This is a genomic window from Aeromonas dhakensis, assembly GCF_000820305.1.
GTDB classification, from domain to species: Bacteria; Pseudomonadota; Gammaproteobacteria; order Enterobacterales; family Aeromonadaceae; genus Aeromonas; species Aeromonas dhakensis.
This window is the reverse complement of the sequence record NZ_CDBH01000064.1, coordinates 325,007-342,143: the sequence shown is the minus strand read 5'-3', so window position 1 is coordinate 342,143 and position 17,137 is coordinate 325,007. Positions and strand designations below refer to the sequence as shown.

Below are 17,137 nucleotides of genomic sequence, written 5' to 3'. Positions count from 1 at the left end.
GCCGCTTGCTTGCCGGCATAAAAATAAAAAAGGAGCGCCTGGCGCTCCTTTTTTCATTGGTGATGGTGAGGGCTTAGCGCACCTCAATCACGTCCAGCATGTCCATCTCGTCGATGTCCAGCAGCGGTGCCTTGGGCAGTTCGGGCGGATCAAACGCCTTGTCGCCGCCGTCGATGATGCCGGAGTCGCGGTTGATGCTCTTGAAGTCAAACAGCTTGTGATCGAGCAGGTGGCTCGGGATCACGTCTTGAATGGCGGTGAACATGGTCTCGAGACGACCCGGGAAGCGGCGATCCCACTCCTGCATCATCTGCTTGATGGCCTGGCGCTGCAGGTTCTCCTGGGAGCCGCACAGGTTGCACGGGATGATGGGGAAGGCCTTGACCTCGGCATAGCGCACCAGGTCCTTCTCCTTGCAGTAGGCGAGCGGGCGGATCACCACGTTCTTGCCGTCGTCGCTCACCAGCTTGGGCGGCATGGACTTGAGCTTGCCGCCGTAGAACATGTTGAGGAACAGGGTCTCGAGGATGTCATCGCGGTGGTGGCCAAGGGCAATCTTGGTGCAACCCAGCTCCTGGGCGGTGCGGTAGAGAATGCCGCGGCGCAGGCGGGAGCAGAGGGCGCAGGTGGTCTTGCCCTCCGGTACCTTCTCCTTGACGATGGCGTAGGTATCCTCTTCGACGATCTTGAAGTCGATGCCGAGGGTGGTCAGGTATTCGGGCAGCACGTGCTCGGGGAAGCCGGGCTGCTTCTGATCCAGGTTGACCGCCACCAGATCGAAGTGGATGGGGGCGCTGGCCTTAAGGCTCATCAGAATGTCGAGCATGGCGAAGCTGTCCTTGCCGCCGGACAGGCACACCATGACCTTGTCACCCTCTTCAATCATGTTGAAGTCGGCGATGGCCTGACCTACGTTGCGCCGCAGGCGCTTCTGCAGTTTGTTGAAACTGTATTTTTCTTTGGCGTTAAGCTCTTCTAGCATGACCTGAAACCCGGGACAAAAATAAGCGGCTTATTATAGCCATGTCCCGGGGGAGGGCAAGAAAGGCTTATGCTGGACGGCGGCTATCGACCGGGCAGCTGTAGTCGGCGGGCTTGAGGATCAGCATGTCGCAGGCGAGGCGATCCACCACGTGTTCGGCGGTGTTGCCAAGCAGGGCGGCGGAGAGCCCGGTGCGACCGACGCACCCCATGATCATCAGGGTGGCCTGCAGCTCGCCGGCGAGATCGGGCAGCACCTCTTCGGGCAGGCCTTCCGCCACCCGGGTCCAGAGATGGCCGATGCCGTATTTGTCGGCGTGGCTCAGCAGCAGGCTCTCGTGGTGTTTGCGAATGGCGTCGTTGTAGGCGTTGGGGTCAAACTCCGGCAGCTCGATGGCCACGTTGACCGGGGTGCCCGGATAGGTGTTGACCAGATAGAGGTTGGAGCCGAGCAGCTCGGCGATGGCGATCCCCTCTTCGGTGATCCGCTCGTTGAGCAGTTTCTGATCCTGATCGTCGCTGGAGCAATTGATGGCGGCGATGATGTTGCCGCCCCGCTGCCAATGACCCTCTTTCACCAGCAGCACGGGGCAGGGGCATTTGCGCAGCAGGTGCCAGTCGGTGGGGGTGAAGATGAAGGTTTGCAGGAAGGAGTGGTGGTGAGTCGCCTTGACTACCAGATCGTGGCGCTGCTCCAGCACTTCCTGAATGATGCATTCGAAGGGACGGTTGTGCCAGACCACCTTGATCTCGCAGTCCAGCCCACGGGCACGGTAGGGTTTGAGTATGTCGTCGAGCCATTCACGGCGCTGGGAAATGACCCCGTGGCGCATCTCTTCTCGCTCGTCCACCGACAGCATGGCGGTCATTTCATACGAGAAGTCGTAAATGGTGAGTAACAGGGTCAGCTGCGCCCCTTCATCCAGCTCGGCGACCTTGACCGCACGTTCGAGGGCGATTTGCCGCTCTTCTTCCGGGTTGATGACCACCAGGATTTTTCGGTACTTGACCATGTTCTCCTCCTCCTTGGCAAAAATACCAATGATGGCAGACCTTTAGCCATTACAGCTTAGCTCAGGAGGAGAAGGGGGGACGTGTGCCGGATCAAATTTCGGGGTAAACCGATCCGGCACCAGAGAGAGGAGGCTTAACCGCAGGGGGGACGGGTCGCACCGGCCATGACGCCGAGGGCGACGTGATCCAGCACGGTAATGTATTTGCCCTTGACGCTGATGAGGCCTGACTTCTGGAAGCGGCCCAGCAGGCGGCTGATGGTCTCGACGGTGAGGCCGAGGTAGTTGCCGATGTCGCCGCGGGTCATGGAGAGGCGGAACTCCTTGGCGGAGAAACCGCGCTCGGAGAAGCGCACCGACAGGTTGTGCAGGAAGGCGGCAAGGCGCTCTTCGGCATTCTTCTTGGAGAGCAGCAGGATCATCTCCTGGTCACCCATGATCTCGTTGCTCATCAGCCGCATGATCTGCTGGCGGAGCTTCGGCATCTTGCCGGAAAGATCGTCAAGCACGTCGAACGGGATCTCGCACACCATGGCGGTTTCCAGCGCCTGGGCGAAGGAGGGGTGCGCCTGCTTGTGGATGGCGTCAAAGCCGACCAGATCGCCAGCCAGGTGGAAGGCGGTGATCTGCTCGTCACCCTGTTCGGTGATGGTGTATGACTTGATGGTCCCGGAACGGATGGCATAGAGCGATTTGAGCTCGTCGCCGGCCTTGAACAACTCTTCACCCTTTTGGATCGGCTTCTTGCGCTCGATGATGCTGTCCAGCTGATCGAGCTCGTTGTCGTTCAGAGTGAAGGGAATGCAGAGCTGGCTGATGCTGCAATCCTGGCAATGAATTGCACAGCCACCGCTCTGAATACGTCTGCCAGGTTTCTTTTCCGGGATCATAGGCTCATACGAATAATTGATTTATATCAAACAAGTTTACCATCAACTCATCCGTTTTGGATAGGGTTTCAAAAGGATGCAATCCCGATCCAGAGGGTATGCAGCCCGTATGCGATGAGCAGCAGGGCCCCGCCAAGGCGCAAACTGCGCAGGGTTAGCCAGTAGCGCAGCCGATCCGCCAGCCCCCCCAGCGCAAACAGGGTTGGCAGGGTGCCGAGGCCGAAAAAGAGCATGACCAGTGCGCCGCCAGCGGCCGATCCCGCCGCTGCGCTCCAGGTCAACATGGAGTAGACCAGCCCGCAGGGGAGCCAGCCCCACACCATGCCAAACGGCAGTGCCTGCCAGGCCGAGGTGAAGGGGATGAACTTGCCTGCCAGCGGCTTGAGGCGGGGCCACAATCTGGCGCCCATGCGCTCGAGTAGCAACACCCCCTGCCACCAGCCGGCGAGATAGAGCCCGAGAGCGATCATCAGGAGGGCCGCCACCAGCCGCAGGCCGGCGATGGCGTGCTTGCCCGCGCCGAGCTCGCTGGTGGTGGCGAGCAAGCCCCCCACCAGAGCGCCGGCAATCACATAGCTCAGGATCCGGCCGAGGTTGTAGTTGAGCAGGTAACCGAGCCGGCCCCAGAAGTGCTGCTTCTCGGCAGGAATGGCCATGGAGAGGGCGGCGGAGACGCCGCCGCACATGCCGATGCAGTGGCCGGCGCCAGCCAGCCCCACCAGCAGGGCGCCCAGCAGATCAAGGGTGGCCGTCATCTTTGTGCTCGTGTTCGGCGTGTTTGGGGGCGGGTTGCTCTTCATCGAACAGGATATTGGAACCCTGGCGGTCGAGATCTTCAAACTGCTCTGAGCGAATGGCCCAGAAGAAGACGGCGCCGGCGATGATGACGAAGAGGATGGCGATGGGGATGAGGACGAAGATGATGTTCATGCAGCAAACCTTGCAATAAGAGGGGTCATGGTACACCCGTTGGTGGCCGCAGGCCCGTCGATTTGATGATGAAGGGAGCAAGGTTCGCTCCCTTCATCCTCTCTGTCCCTGTGGCCACGGCTCAGCGGTTGAGCCGCATGGAGTTGGTGACCACGATGAGGGAGCTCAGCGACATGCCCGCCGCCGCCACATAGGGGGGCAGCCAGCCGCTTGCCGCCAGCGGCAGCACCAGCAGGTTGTAACCGATGGACCAGGCGAAGTTCTCCTTGATGATCTTGCGGGTGCGCAGCGCCAGGGCGCGGGCATCCAGCAGGCGGGAGAGATCGTCGGCCAGCAAAATGGCATCGGCGCTGTTCTTGGCCAGGTCAGTGCCGCCGGCCATGGCGAAGGAGGCGTGGGCGCCAGCCAGCACAGGGGCGTCGTTGATGCCATCACCCACCATGATGCTGATGTCGCCGCGGGCCTCGTGCTCCTTGAGGTAGGCCAGCTTGCCATCCGGCGTGACGCCCTTGACCAGTTCGTCGACCCCCAGCTCGCGGGCAACCTCGTCGGCCTGGGCCGAGCTGTCGCCGGTGAGGATGGTGGTCTTGAGGCCAGCAGCCTTGAAGGCCTGGATCAGCGCCTTCGCATCGGGGCGCAGGGTGTCGGTCAGCAGGAAACGGGTGAGCGCCCGATCCTCGTCAGCCAGATAGATGACCAGCCCGTCCGCTTGCGCTGCGTGGGTATCGTTGATGCCGAGCCAGCGGGCACTGCCGAGGCGATAGTGGCGACCGTCGATCACCCCTTCGATACCGTGTCCGATGACGGGGGTCACCTTGCTGGCCGCCAGCAGCACGGCGTCCTCTGCGGCGTTGCTGCGAAAGGCGCGGGCGATGGGGTGTTCGGAATAGGCCTCCAGGGCGCGGGCGATGGCAAGGCAGCGTGCCTCGTCGAGATTGCCCAGGGCCTTCGTGCTGGTGAGGCTGATGTTGCCCGTGGTCAGGGTACCGGTCTTGTCCATCACGATGCGGTTGGCTCGGGTCAGTACGTCCAGCACGTGGCCGCGACGCAGCAGAATGCCGGCACGGGTCAGGCGAGCGGTGGCCGAGGTGAGCGCGGTGGGAGTGGCCAGCGACAGGGCGCAGGGGCAGGTCGCCACCAGCACCGCCAGGGTGACCCAGAAGGCCTGCTCCGGCTGATGAAAGTGCCAGAAGGTCCAGACGCCAGCGGCGATGAACAGCAGCACCAGAATGAAGTGGCGGGAGAACACATCCGCCATCTGGGCGATGGCCGGTTTGTCGTCCAGCGCGTGATCCTGCAGCCGCATGATCTGGGCCAGGCGCGACTCTTCGATGCGATGGCTGACCCGAATTTCGAGGGGGGCGTCGGTGTTGATGGTGCCGGCATAGACGGCATCCCCCGCCTGTTTGAGCAGTGGCAGCTGTTCGCCGGTCAACATGGATTCGTTGAGGCTGGCCTGCCCAACCAGGATGATGCCATCCGCCGGCAGGGTGGCACCCGCCAGCACCCGTACCCGGTCGCCCACCTGCAGCGTCTTGGCGGCCACCTCGTGTTCGCCATCCTCATCGAGCCGGGTGGCCATGATGGGCACCAGTCGCGCCAGGTTGGAGCTCGACTCGGAGGCTTTGCGTCTGGCCCGCAGCTCGAGGAAGCGCCCCAGCAGCAGGAAGAAGACGAACATGGTGATGGAGTCGTAATAGACCTCGCCGGTGTTGAACACGGTGGCCCACATGGAGGCGACGAAGGCACCGATCAGCGCCAGCGACACCGACACGTCCATGGAGAGGCGTCCCTGCTTGAGGCTGCGCCAGGCGCCCACGTAGAAGGGCTGGGCCGAGTAGATCATGATGGGGGTGGAGAGCAGCAGACTTATCCACTTGAAGTAGACCATGAACTCCTCTTCGACGCTGATGAAGAAGTCCATGTAGAGCGCCACCGCGCACATCATCACCTGCATGGAGCCGAGCCCCGCCAGTGCCAGCCGGAACATGTAGCTGCGCACCTCTTTGGCGTAGAGCGCTTCCTGCTGGTGAGTCTGGAAGGGGTAGGCGCGATAGCCGATCTTGGCAAAGCCTTTGAGGATGTCGCTCAAAGAGAGCCGGTCCGGATCCCACTTGATGCGGGCTCTGTGGGTGGTGGTGTTGACGTTGATGTAGTGCAGCCCAGCTAGGTTGCCCAGATGACGTTCGATGAGCCAGGCACAGGCGGCGCAGGTCAAGCCTTCCACCGTCAGCTGGATCTCGCGCACCTTGTGGCTGCCGGTGGCACTGTCGGTGACAAAATCCTGCTGCACTTCGGCCAGATCATAGTGGGTGAGGGCGGCGAGCTCTGCGGGCACCAGCTCGCCCTTGGTGCCAGGAGCGGTGCGGTGCTCGTAGTAGCTGGCCAGGCCGCACTCCAGAATGGTTTCCGCCACCGCCTGACAACCGGGGCAGCACATGGGCTGGACTATGCCTTTTATCTCGAGGGCATAGCGGCTGCCGGCGGGCACCGGCTCACCACAGTGAAAGCAGCCGTTCATGACAGCTGGCCGCAGGCTACCCGGCCTGTCGGCAGAAACAGTGAAGCGCCGGCCACTGCTGGCGTGTCATGGTGAACAGGACGGCTCATGACTCAGCGTCCTTTGGGATCGAGTTCGACGGGGGCCTTGGTGGGGAGCTGGACAGTCTCTTGCAGCCGCCATTCGTGGTTGAAGGCATCTACCCGCACGTGCCACTTGCCGGTGAGCGGCTTGTCGAGCAGCAGGCGATAGACGCCATTGCCGTCGGCGGTCACCATGTGCTCGCTGTCCATGCCGGCGAGGGTGGGGTGAAACAGGGAGAGGTAGAGCGCCTGGCCAGCCGGGATATCCCCCGACAGCGGCTTGAGGGTCAGTTCGTTGCCGTTGACCTCCAGCGCGATGTGGATATTGAGGGCTTCGGAGCGATCAAACTTGCTGAGATCCTGATTAATCTCCTTGCCTTGCTTGTAATAGTCTTCGGCCACCAGGTTGACGCCATCCTTGCTGGCGATGATCGCCGTGCTGATGCTGCCGATCACGGCTGCGGTCGGGAGGGCGATGATGAACCAGGGCCAGAATTGGCGATACCAGGGTTGGGACATAGTGCTACTACCGTGAAACCAGTGATTAACGAAACAGAGGAATTTCAGTCAACACAAGATAACAAAAAGCCTCGAAGAGTCGAGGCTTTTTGCTGAGTAATCACGTGTTTATCACATGTTACTGCTTATTTTGCTGGTCGTTGTGGGACAAGCTGTAAACGTAGGAGGCGAGCAGGTGCACCTTGTCTTCACCCAGAATATCCTTCCAGGCCGGCATCACGCCGTGACGACCGTGGGTGATGGTCTGCTCGACCACCTGACGGGAACCGCCGTAGAGCCAGGTGTTGTTGGTGAGATCCGGTGCCCCGAAGGCGATGCCACCCTTGGCGTCCGGGCCGTGACAGGCGGCACAGATGGTGAAGCGCGCTTCACCCTTCTTGGCTTCCACCATGTCCACCTTGCGACCGGAGAGGCTCAGCACGTAGGAGGCCACTTCGCGGACCCCGTCCTTGCCGAGGATCTCGCCCCAGGCGGCCATCACGCCCTGACGACCGCCCATGATGGTGGTCTTGATCTGGTCGGGTGCGCCGCCCCACTGCCATTCGCTGTCGGTCAGGTTCGGGAAACCGCGACCGCCGCGGGCATCGGAGCCGTGGCATTGAGAACAGTTCTGCAGGAACAGACGCTGACCCACCTTGCGGGCTTCCGGATCGGCGGCGATCTCCTCGATGGCGCGATAGGTCTTGCCATCGGCCTGATAGGCCAGCTCGCGGAACTTGGCGCCGTAGATCTCGTCAGCCTTGACGAGCTCGCGATCGTACTCCACCGCACGGCCTTCCGCCTTGGCGGAAGCCGCCGCTGCCTTGGACTCGGCCAGCGAGCGTACGTCCTGGTTGGAGCTCTGCCAGCCCAGTACGCCCTTGAAGTTGCCAAGGCCCGGGAAGGCAATCAGATAGACCAGACCGGTGACGATGAAGAAGAGGAACATGTAGGTCCACCACTTCGGCAGCGGGTTATTGATCTCTTCGATACCGTCGAAAGCGTGTCCCATGGACTTACCTTCTTCCACGCCCATCTTGTCGCGCAGGCACCATACCAGCAGCAAGAAGCAGCCGAGGATGGTCCCCAGACTGATGACGGTCACAAAAATGCTAAACAAAGTGCTCATTATTGTTTCGCTCCTGCGTTCTTGTTATCAGCACTGGGTTGCTCGTCGTCGGCAAATACCAGATTGGCAGCCTCGTCGAAGGAGGTCTTGCGGCGCTTGCTGTAGGCCCAGACGATGATGCCGATCATGATGGCCATCAACAGCAGGGTATACAGGCCGCGAAAAGTGCCGTAATCCATATCCTGACTCCTTTATTTCAGGGCATGACCCAGTGATTGCAGATAGGCTACCAGCGCATCCAGCTCGGTCTTGCCCTTCACGGCCTCACCGGCCCCCTGAATGTCGGCATCCGTGTAGGGTACGCCGAAGTGATCGCGGAATAGGGCCAGCTTCTTGCCGGTCAATTCACCGGTCAGCACGTTGGTGTCGAGCCAGGGGAAGGCGGGCATGTTGGACTCGGGCACCACGTCGCGCGGGTTGATCAGGTGGGCACGGTGCCAGTCGTCGGAATAACGACCGCCAACCCGGGCCAGATCCGGACCGGTACGCTTGGAGCCCCACAGGAAGGGGTGCTCCCAGACGCTCTCACCGGCGACCGAGTAGTGGCCGTAACGCTCGGTTTCGGCGCGGAACGGACGGATCATCTGGCTGTGGCAGACGGTGCAGCCTTCGCGGATGAAGATGTCGCGCCCTTCCATCTGCAGGGCGGTGTAGGGCTTGAGGCCCTCGACCGGCTCAGTGGTCTGCTTCTGGAAGAACAGCGGGGTGATTTCCACCAGGCCCCCCAGGCTGATGGCAAAAATGATGCCGACCACCAGCATGGGAACGCTCTTTTCAAAGATCTCGTGACGGTTATTGTTGCTCATGCTTTGACCTCTTCAATCATGCTGGCTGTGCGACAGGTTCCAGGGAACCTTTGGGCGCAGTGATGGTGCGATAGGCGTTGTAGGCCATCAGCAACATGCCGGTGACAAAGAAGCAGCCACCCAGGAAGCGCACGAAGTAGAAGGGATAAGAGGCCTGCAGCGCTTCTACGAAGCTGTAGGTCAGGGTGCCGTCGTCGTTGACCGCACGCCACATCAGACCCTGCATCACACCGGAAATCCACATGGCGACGATGTAGAGCACGGTACCCACGGTCGCCAGCCAGAAGTGGATGTTGATGAGCTTGATGCTGTACATGCGGCCCTGGCCGAACAGGTTCGGGATCAGGTGATACACGGCACCGATGGATACCATGGCAACCCAGCCCAGCGCGCCGGAGTGGACGTGACCGATTGTCCAGTCGGTGTAGTGGGAGAGGGCGTTGACGGTCTTGATCGCCATCATGGGGCCTTCGAAGGTGGACATGCCGTAGAACGACAGGGACACGATCAGGAAGCGCAGGATGGGGTCGTAACGCAGTTTGTGCCAGGCACCGGAGAGGGTCATGATGCCGTTGATCATGCCGCCCCAGGAGGGGACGAACAGGATCAGGGACATCACCATGCCGAGGGACTGTGCCCAGTCAGGCAGGGCGGTATAGTGCAGGTGGTGCGGACCGGCCCAGATGTAGAGGGAGATCAGCGCCCAGAAGTGGACGATGGAGAGACGGTAGGAGTAGACCGGACGACCCGCCTGCTTGGGCACGAAGTAATACATCATGCCAAGGAAGCCGGCGGTCAGCAGGAAGCCTACCGCGTTGTGGCCATACCACCACTGCACCATGGCATCCATGGCGCCAGAGTACATGGAGTAGGACTTCATGCCGGAAAGCGGCACTTCCATGTTGTTGACGATGTGCAGCACGGCCACCGTGATGATGAAGGCACCGAAGAACCAGTTCGCCACATAGATGTGGGAGGTGGTGCGCTTGACCAGGGTGCCGAAAAAGACCACGGCATAGGCGACCCAGACGATGGTGATGGCGATATCAATAGGCCATTCCAGCTCTGCGTACTCCTTGGAGGTGGTGTATCCCAGCGGCAGCGAAATGGCGGCAGAAAGGATGATGGCCTGCCAGCCCCAGAACACGAAGGTCGCCAGCGGGCCACCAAACAGTCGGGTTTGACAGGTGCGTTGCACCACATAGAAGGAGGTCGCCATCAGGGCGCTACAGCCAAATGCGAAGATAACCGCGTTGGTGTGCAGAGGGCGAAGGCGACTGTAAGTCAGCCAGGGAGTATCAAAGTTGAGGGCAGGCCAGATCAACTGGGCTGCAATCAGTACGCCAACCGACATGCCGACAATTCCCCAGACAATCGTCATGACGGTGAACTGGCGAACAACGGTGTAGTTGTACTCAGGATGGTTAGTTGTATGGCTCATCGTTGTATTCCGCTTCCGATGCTGCTGTTGTTTGATTTTGTGTCCAGTGAGGTGGACCGACTTCATTGGCTACTGCCTTTTCTCTTGTTAACAACTGTTAATAAAAGGAAAAGCAAAAAGTAGCTAAATGAAAATTCAATGGGAATGATACTGAACCGACAGGTAAAATAACAGTATAAACAGTGATATATTTGGCTCCGTTGGGTCTCGCCTGTTCAATTATTTACCTTGCGCGAGATCACGAAAATGTCATTTTTCAGACATCTTACAAGGTTGTTTTTTCATGAAAGAGAGACTCACTTCACGCAAAATTATCCATTTGGCGATCGTGTTGACTATTTTGCTCGGTTTGGTTGCCTATCGAACCTGGTTTGATGGCGCGCAGACGGCGATGGCTAGCTCGGAAAAAGATCAGATTTGTGATCTGTCCCACAGCTCATGCCCCCTGCTGGTGGGGAATAAGCCGCTGACCGCCCGCATCGCCTCGCTGCCGGTCCAGGCCGAACGTGACTTCGTGATACAGCTTCAGGGCGGCGATCCGGCCGTCACGCCGGTGAAGGCGTGGCTGGAGGGGCGGGACATGTTCATGGGGACCATTCCGGTTACTTTTGAGGCCACAGCCCAGGGCTGGCAAGGGACGACCCTGGTGGGATCCTGCACCTCGCCGATGATGGTCTGGCTGCTCAATATCGAGTGGAGCAATGGCCAGCGCCAGCAACTGGCGCTCTCCGTCGCTCGCTGAGGGCCTCTTCCTGAGGTGCAAAAGGAGGGGGCAAGGTGAAAATTGATTTGAATTTTTCAGGTAGGGCGTTACCTTGCACTGATTGTCAGGGAGTGAAGTTCATTTAATCATGATTGAAAAACAAGCATTTTATCGCACGCTCAACCAGCAGGCCCAGGCATTGCTGGAGGGAGAGCCGGATCTCATCGCCAACTTGGCCAACCTGTCCGCCCTGCTCAATCAGGAGCTGACCGACATCAACTGGGTCGGCTTTTACCTGTTGCAGGGGGAGACCCTGGTGCTCGGCCCGTTCCAGGGCAAGCCGGCCTGCGTACGCATTCCGGTCGGGCGCGGGGTATGCGGCACGGCGGTGGCCGAGGGCAAGACCCAGCTCATCGACGACGTGCATCAATTTGAGGGGCATATCGCCTGCGACGGTGCCAGCAATGCCGAAATCGTGATCCCGCTGCGCCGGCGTGGCGAGATCATTGGCGTACTGGATATCGATAGTCCAATCTTTAACCGCTTTGACGAGCAGGACCGGATTGGCCTCGAAGAAACGGTGCAAATTTTGGAAAGCATGCTCTAAGTCATTGCTTGATGGTTCGCAAAAGGCCCCAAGCTCTCTATAATGGGGCCTTTGTTGTGCTCGGGCGTGCCCGCGCGTTTATATGAAAGCCAAGGTTATACATGGAAAACACTGAGAAGCTGAAGAACAGTAAAGAGATCGTTGCCTACCTGGTCGAGAAATTCCCGGCCTGCTTCATCGCTGAAGGAGAGGCCAAGCCGCTCAAGATTGGCATCTTCCAGGATTTGGCCGAGCGTCTTGCTGACGACGCCAGAGTCTCCAAGACCATGCTGCGCTCCGCTCTGCGTCAATACACCTCCAGCTGGCGTTACCTGCATGGCCTCAAGGCTGGCCAGGCCCGTGTCGATCTGGACGGCAACCCGGGCGAGCTGCTCACCGAAGAGCACATCGAGCACGCCAAGCAAGCCCTGAAGGAGAGCAAAGAGCGCGTCTTTGCCAGCCGTCGTACCAACAATAAAGAAGAGAAGGCCAAGCAGCCTCGTCGTCCTGCTCCGCGCAAGGCCGATGCCGCCGCCAAGTCCAGCAAGCCGAAAGCCGCTCCCAAGGCTGCTCCGGTTGCTGACGAGGCCCCGCTGGTCAAGGTGGATGCCGCTACCCTGAAAGTAGAGCAGGGTGTGCGCGTGGTGCTGGGCAAGTCGCCGGTACCGGCCACCATCAAGGAAGTGACCAAGGATGACGTTCAGGTTCAATTGCAGACCGGCATGATGCTGCGGGTCAAATTCGAGCACCTGGTTCTCTAAGGAGACAAATGTTGAAGCATGGCGTAATTCGTTTTTCCCTCGTTGCCTGTAGCCTGGCGCTTGCCGGGCTTGCACAGGCCATCGAGCCGGTGCTCAAGGAAAGTGATTTGCCTGTGTTGGCTCAGGAGAGCCAACATGCTACGGCTAGCAAGCGAATTGCCAATCTGTTTACCCGCTCGCATTACAAGCAGTTCAAGCTGGACGATGCCTTTTCCTCCGTGATCTTTGACAAGTATCTGGAGAATCTGGATTACAGCCGCAACCTGTTTCTGGCCTCTGACATCAGCCGTTTTGAAAAGTACCGTACCGGCTTTGACACCGACCTCGAAAGAGGGCGGCTGGCACCGGCCTACGAGATGTTCAACCTGAGTCAGCAGCGGCGTTATGAGCGGTTCGAATACGCCCTCAAACTGCTTGATACTCCTTTCGATTTTACCCAGCCCGACAACTACGTGTTTGATCGGGAAGGGGCGGCCTGGCCGAAAGACGAGGCCGAACTCAACGAGTTGTGGCGCCAGCGGGTCAAGTTCGATGCCCTGAGCCTCAAGCTCAGCGGCAAGGAGTGGCCCGAGATCAAGGAGCTGCTCGGCAAGCGTTACAACAACGCCATCAAGCGGATGTCCCAGACCGAGAGCGAGGATGTATTCCAGCTCTTCATGAACTCCTTCGCTCGCGCCATCGAGCCGCACACCAGCTATCTGTCTCCGCGCAGCGCCGATCGTTTCAACACCGAGATGAACCTCTCGCTGGAGGGGATTGGGGCCGTGCTGCAGGCCGAAGATGACTTCACCGTCATTCGCTCCCTGGTGCCCGGCGGCCCGGCTGCCAAGTCCAACCACCTGAAACCGGACGACAAGATCGTCGGGGTAGGGCAGGACGACGGCAAGATTGTCGACGTGATCGGCTGGCGTCTCGATGACGTGGTCGAGCTCATCAAGGGGCCCAAGGGCAGCAAGGTGAAGCTGGAGATCCAGCGCGGCAAGGGCGCCAGCGCCAAGACCGAGCAGATCGAGCTGGTACGTGACAAGGTGCGTCTGGAAGACAGAGCCGCCAAGTCCAAGGTGATCACCGCCGAGGGCAAGAAGATCGGCGTGCTCGAGATCCCGAGCTTCTACGTCAACCTGCACGACGACGTGATCAAGGAGCTCTCCAGCCTCAACAAGCAGAAGATCGAGGGTCTGATCGTCGATCTGCGCGGCAACGGTGGCGGTGCGCTGACCGAGGCCTCTGCCCTGAGCGGCCTGTTCTTCGCGAGCGGTCCGGTGGTGCAGATCAGGGATCACATGGGTCGCATCACCGTCAACGGTGATGACGACGGCAACGTCTACTACGGCGGCCCCATGTCGGTGATGATCGACCGCTACAGTGCGTCGGCTTCCGAGATCTTCGCCGCCGCCATGCAGGATTACGGCCGCGCCCTGATCCTCGGTGAGAACTCGTTCGGCAAGGGCACGGTGCAACAGCATCGCAGCCTCGCCAAGGTCTACGACTTCTACGAGCAGCCGCTGGGTCACGTGCAGTACACCATCGCCAAGTTCTACCGGATCAACGGTGGCAGTACCCAGAACAAGGGGGTCGCCCCGGACATCAGCTTCCCCACCGCGGTGGCACCGGAAGAGACGGGCGAGAGCCGCGAGTTCAACGCCCTGCCGTGGGACAAGATAGCGTCGGCCAAGTACGACAAGCTCGGCAACTTTGCCAGCTTGCTGCCCAAGCTGCAGGCGGCCCACGAGGCGCGGATCACCAAGGATCCGGAGTTTGCCTACGTGATGCAGGACATCGCCGAGTACAAGGAGGAGAAAGACAAGAAGTCGGTCTCCTTGAACGAGGCGGAGCGTCTGGCGGATCAGGCCAAGCAGGACGAGAAGGCGCTCAAGCGCGCCAACGAACGCCTGACTCGCCTGGGCAAGCCGACGGTGAAGAGCCTGGACGATCTGCCTGCCGATTTTGAGGCACCCGACGAGTATCTGGTCGAGGCTGCCAACATCACGGCGGATCTGGCCAAGCTCAGCAAACGCGGCTGAACAGGGACAGCCAATTAATCAACAAGGGCGACTTCGGTCGCCCTTTCCTTTGCCTGAATGCAAACTATTTGACCCTGCCAACCGGTTATGACAGCCTCTGACACGTCAATAACAAGCGTGGAAGCAAACAATAATGACCGATCACTCCCAGGCCATGACGGCCAAATATCGCCAGGATTACCAGGCTCCGCTCTACTGGTGCGACAGCATCGACCTCGATTTCCAGCTGCAGGAGCCGCAGACCCGGGTCACCGCCATCTCCCGTCTGCGTCGTAACGGCGACCACAAGGAGCCGCTGGTGCTGGATGGCGAAGGGCTGGTCCTGCACGCCATCAGCGTGGACGGGGTTGCCTTTACCCAGTACGAGCAGGGGGAGAGCAGCCTGACCCTGTTCAACCTGCCGGCCGAGTGCGTGCTGACCATAGTCACCGACATCAACCCGGCCGCCAACACCGCGCTGGAAGGGCTCTACAAGTCCGGCGATGCCTACTGTACCCAGTGCGAGGCGGAAGGGTTCCGACGCATCACCTATTACATGGACAGGCCCGACATCCTGGCCCGCTATAGCACTCGCATCACCGCCGACAAGGCCAAATATCCTTTCCTGCTCTCCAACGGCAACAAGGTCGACAGCGGCGATCTGGATGGCGGCCGCCACTTCGTGCAGTGGCAGGATCCCTTCCCCAAGCCGAGCTATCTGTTTGCCTTGGTGGCCGGGGACTTCGACGTGGAGCGCAGCCACTACACCACCAAGAGCGGCCGCAAGGTGGCCCTCGAGATCTTCGTCGACAAGGGCAACCTGGACAGAGCCGGTTTCGCCATGGAGAGCCTCATCAACTCCATACACTGGGACGAGCAGCGCTTCGGTCTCGAGTATGACCTCGACATCTACATGATCGTGGCGGTGGACTTCTTCAACATGGGCGCAATGGAGAACAAGGGGCTCAACATCTTCAACTCCAAGTTCGTGCTGGCCAACCCGGCCACCGCCACTGACAGCGACTACCACGGCATCGAGCGGGTGATCGGCCACGAATACTTCCACAACTGGACCGGCAACCGCGTCACCTGCCGTGACTGGTTCCAGCTCAGCCTGAAAGAGGGGCTGACGGTGTTCCGGGATCAGGAGTTCTCCTCCGATCTGGGTTCACGTGGGGTCAATCGCATCAACAACGTGCGCACCGTGCGCGGCCCGCAGTTTGCCGAGGATGCCGGCCCCATGGCACACCCCATCCGCCCGGATGTGGTGATCGAGATGAACAACTTCTACACCCTGACCGTCTACGAGAAGGGCTCGGAAGTGATCCGCATGCTGCACTCCTTGCTGGGTGAAGATGCCTTCCAGGCGGGCATGCGACTCTATTTCGAGCGCTTTGACGGTCAGGCGGTCACCTGCGATGACTTCGTGCAGGCGATGGAAGATGCATCCGGGGTGGATCTCGGTCGCTTCCGCCGCTGGTATAGTCAGTCCGGCACCCCCGAGCTCACCGTGACCGACGAGTACGATGCCGACAGCGGCGTCTATCGCCTGCATGTGAGCCAGCACACCCCGCCGACCCAGGATCAGCCGCAGAAACTGCCGCTGCATATCCCCCTCGACATCGAACTCTATGATGAGCAGGGGGCCGTCATCCCGCTGCAGTACCAGGGCAAGGCCATCGGCAATGTGCTGGACGTGCTGGAAGCGGAGCAGACCTTCGTGTTCGACAAGGTATCGGTCAAGCCGGTGCCCTCCCTGCTGCGGGACTTCTCGGCGCCGGTCAAACTGCATTTTGACTACAGCGACGAGGCATTGGCCTTCCTGATGCGCCATGCCCGCAACGAGTTTGCCCGTTGGGATGCGGCGCAGATGCTGATCAACAAGGCGGTCATCGACGGCGTGGCCCGGACTCAGCAAGGGCAGGGAGTTGATGTCTCCCGGACCCTGCTGGTGGCCTTTGTCGCCATCCTTGACGACGAGGGGCTCGACCCCGCCCTCAAGGCGGAGATCCTGGCGCTGCCGGGCGAGGCGACCCTGGCCGAGCTGTTCGAGGTGGCCGACATCGATGCCATCCATCAGGTGCGCAACGAGATCCAGACCTCGCTGGCCCAGGCCTTCGGGGCCCGTCTGGTGGCCTGCTACGAGAGTTTGCGCCTGCCGGCTTATCAGGTGGTGCACGCCGACATGGCCAAGCGGGCGCTCAAGGGGGTCGTGCTGGGCTATCTGGCGGCCCTCGATGCCGGCAGCGCCGATCTGCTGGTGCGCCAGCAATATGCGGCTGCCGACAACATGACCGACACCCTGGCGGCGCTGCAGGTGGCCAACAGCCACCTGTTGCCGTGCCGCGCCGAGCTCTTGGCCGACTTCGAAGGCAAGTGGGCCAAGGACGGACTGGTGCTGGACAACTGGCTGCGGCTGGTGGGTGCCAAGCCGGCGGAAGACGTGCTGGAAGAGGTGAAACAGGCGATGGCGCATCCCACCTTCAGCATTCGCAACCCGAACCGGCTGCGGGCGCTGGTGGGCAGCTTTGCCATGAACAACCAGGTGCAGTTCCATGCGCGTGATGGTCGCGGCTACCGCTTCCTGACCGATCTGCTGATCGAGCTCAACGAAGTCAATCCGCAGGTGGCCTCCCGCCTCATCACTCCGCTCATCCAGTTCAAGCGGCTCGATGAGGGGCGCAAGGCGCTGATCCGCACCGAGCTGACCCGTCTGGCCAACCTCGAGGGGCTGGCGCGGGATCTGTTCGAGAAGGTGAGCAAGGCGCTGCAGCAGTAAGCACGAGCGGGCGGGGGAGTCATCTCCCGCCCTT

Annotated in this window: 16 protein-coding genes; 5 read left to right on the top strand and 11 right to left on the bottom strand. The window is 60.5% G+C overall.

Annotated elements, in window-relative coordinates; genetic code table 11:
• Positions 1-73: 73 nt before the first annotated feature.
• From ttcA to ccoN, 11 genes are all read right to left on the bottom strand, one after another.
• Positions 74-982: a tRNA 2-thiocytidine(32) synthetase TtcA gene (ttcA, locus tag BN1143_RS19710; protein ID WP_011706151.1), complete on the bottom strand. Its 909-nt coding sequence runs from the start codon at positions 980-982 to the stop codon at positions 74-76.
• 67 nt (positions 983-1,049) lie between these two features.
• On the bottom strand, positions 1,050-1,994 hold the full coding sequence (uspE, locus tag BN1143_RS19705; protein WP_017764530.1) for a universal stress protein UspE: 945 nt from the start codon (positions 1,992-1,994) through the stop codon (positions 1,050-1,052).
• 134 nt (positions 1,995-2,128) lie between these two features.
• Positions 2,129-2,884 (bottom strand): fumarate/nitrate reduction transcriptional regulator Fnr, encoded by a 756-nt coding sequence (locus BN1143_RS19700; protein ID WP_005300768.1) that lies wholly within the window; start codon positions 2,882-2,884, stop codon positions 2,129-2,131.
• A 68-nt stretch (positions 2,885-2,952) separates the two neighbouring features.
• Positions 2,953-3,639 (bottom strand): sulfite exporter TauE/SafE family protein, encoded by a 687-nt coding sequence (locus tag BN1143_RS19695; RefSeq protein ID WP_042051834.1) that lies wholly within the window; start codon positions 3,637-3,639, stop codon positions 2,953-2,955.
• Positions 3,623-3,814: a cbb3-type cytochrome oxidase assembly protein CcoS gene (gene ccoS, locus BN1143_RS19690; protein ID WP_005300771.1), complete on the bottom strand. Its 192-nt coding sequence runs from the start codon at positions 3,812-3,814 to the stop codon at positions 3,623-3,625. The genes BN1143_RS19695 and ccoS overlap by 17 nt, the downstream gene beginning before the upstream one ends.
• A 121-nt stretch (positions 3,815-3,935) precedes the next feature.
• The gene (locus tag BN1143_RS19685) at positions 3,936-6,335 is read right to left on the bottom strand and encodes a heavy metal translocating P-type ATPase (protein ID WP_042051833.1); all 2,400 of its coding nucleotides are present in this window, start codon (positions 6,333-6,335) and stop codon (positions 3,936-3,938) included.
• 92 nt (positions 6,336-6,427) lie between these two features.
• Positions 6,428-6,916, bottom strand: a complete 489-nt coding sequence (locus BN1143_RS19680; protein ID WP_011706148.1) for a FixH family protein — start codon at positions 6,914-6,916, stop codon at positions 6,428-6,430.
• 118 nt (positions 6,917-7,034) lie between these two features.
• Entirely contained in the window at positions 7,035-8,024 is a 990-nt protein-coding gene (gene ccoP / locus BN1143_RS19675; RefSeq protein WP_005300777.1) for a cytochrome-c oxidase, cbb3-type subunit III, read from the bottom strand.
• Entirely contained in the window at positions 8,024-8,203 is a 180-nt protein-coding gene (locus BN1143_RS19670; protein ID WP_005300779.1) for a CcoQ/FixQ family Cbb3-type cytochrome c oxidase assembly chaperone, read from the bottom strand. The genes ccoP and BN1143_RS19670 overlap by 1 nt, the downstream gene beginning before the upstream one ends.
• A gap of 12 nt (positions 8,204-8,215) precedes the next feature.
• The gene (gene ccoO, locus BN1143_RS19665; protein ID WP_005300783.1) at positions 8,216-8,830 is read right to left on the bottom strand and encodes a cytochrome-c oxidase, cbb3-type subunit II; all 615 of its coding nucleotides are present in this window, start codon (positions 8,828-8,830) and stop codon (positions 8,216-8,218) included.
• Positions 8,831-8,846: 16 nt separating this feature from the next.
• Complete coding sequence (gene ccoN / locus BN1143_RS19660) at positions 8,847-10,271, bottom strand: cytochrome-c oxidase, cbb3-type subunit I (protein ID WP_042051832.1); 1,425 nt, start codon at positions 10,269-10,271, stop codon at positions 8,847-8,849.
• Between the two features lie 283 nt (positions 10,272-10,554).
• Here ccoN and BN1143_RS19655 point away from each other — a divergent pair, with 283 nt between their 5' ends.
• The 5 genes from BN1143_RS19655 to pepN all read left to right on the top strand — a co-directional run bounded on the left by BN1143_RS19655 (position 10,555) and on the right by pepN (position 17,103).
• Positions 10,555-11,013: a hypothetical protein gene (locus BN1143_RS19655; RefSeq protein WP_017780110.1), complete on the top strand. Its 459-nt coding sequence runs from the start codon at positions 10,555-10,557 to the stop codon at positions 11,011-11,013.
• 109 nt (positions 11,014-11,122) lie between these two features.
• A complete protein-coding gene (locus BN1143_RS19650; protein ID WP_005300791.1) occupies positions 11,123-11,581 on the top strand; it encodes a GAF domain-containing protein in 459 nt (152 codons plus the stop codon).
• A 101-nt stretch (positions 11,582-11,682) separates the two neighbouring features.
• Entirely contained in the window at positions 11,683-12,321 is a 639-nt protein-coding gene (gene proQ, locus BN1143_RS19645; RefSeq protein ID WP_005300795.1) for an RNA chaperone ProQ, read from the top strand.
• Positions 12,322-12,329: 8 nt separating this feature from the next.
• Complete coding sequence (gene prc, locus BN1143_RS19640) at positions 12,330-14,345, top strand: carboxy terminal-processing peptidase (protein ID WP_042051831.1); 2,016 nt, start codon at positions 12,330-12,332, stop codon at positions 14,343-14,345.
• 133 nt (positions 14,346-14,478) lie between these two features.
• Positions 14,479-17,103, top strand: a complete 2,625-nt coding sequence (pepN, locus tag BN1143_RS19635; RefSeq protein WP_042051828.1) for an aminopeptidase N — start codon at positions 14,479-14,481, stop codon at positions 17,101-17,103.
• Positions 17,104-17,137 lie beyond the last annotated feature (34 nt).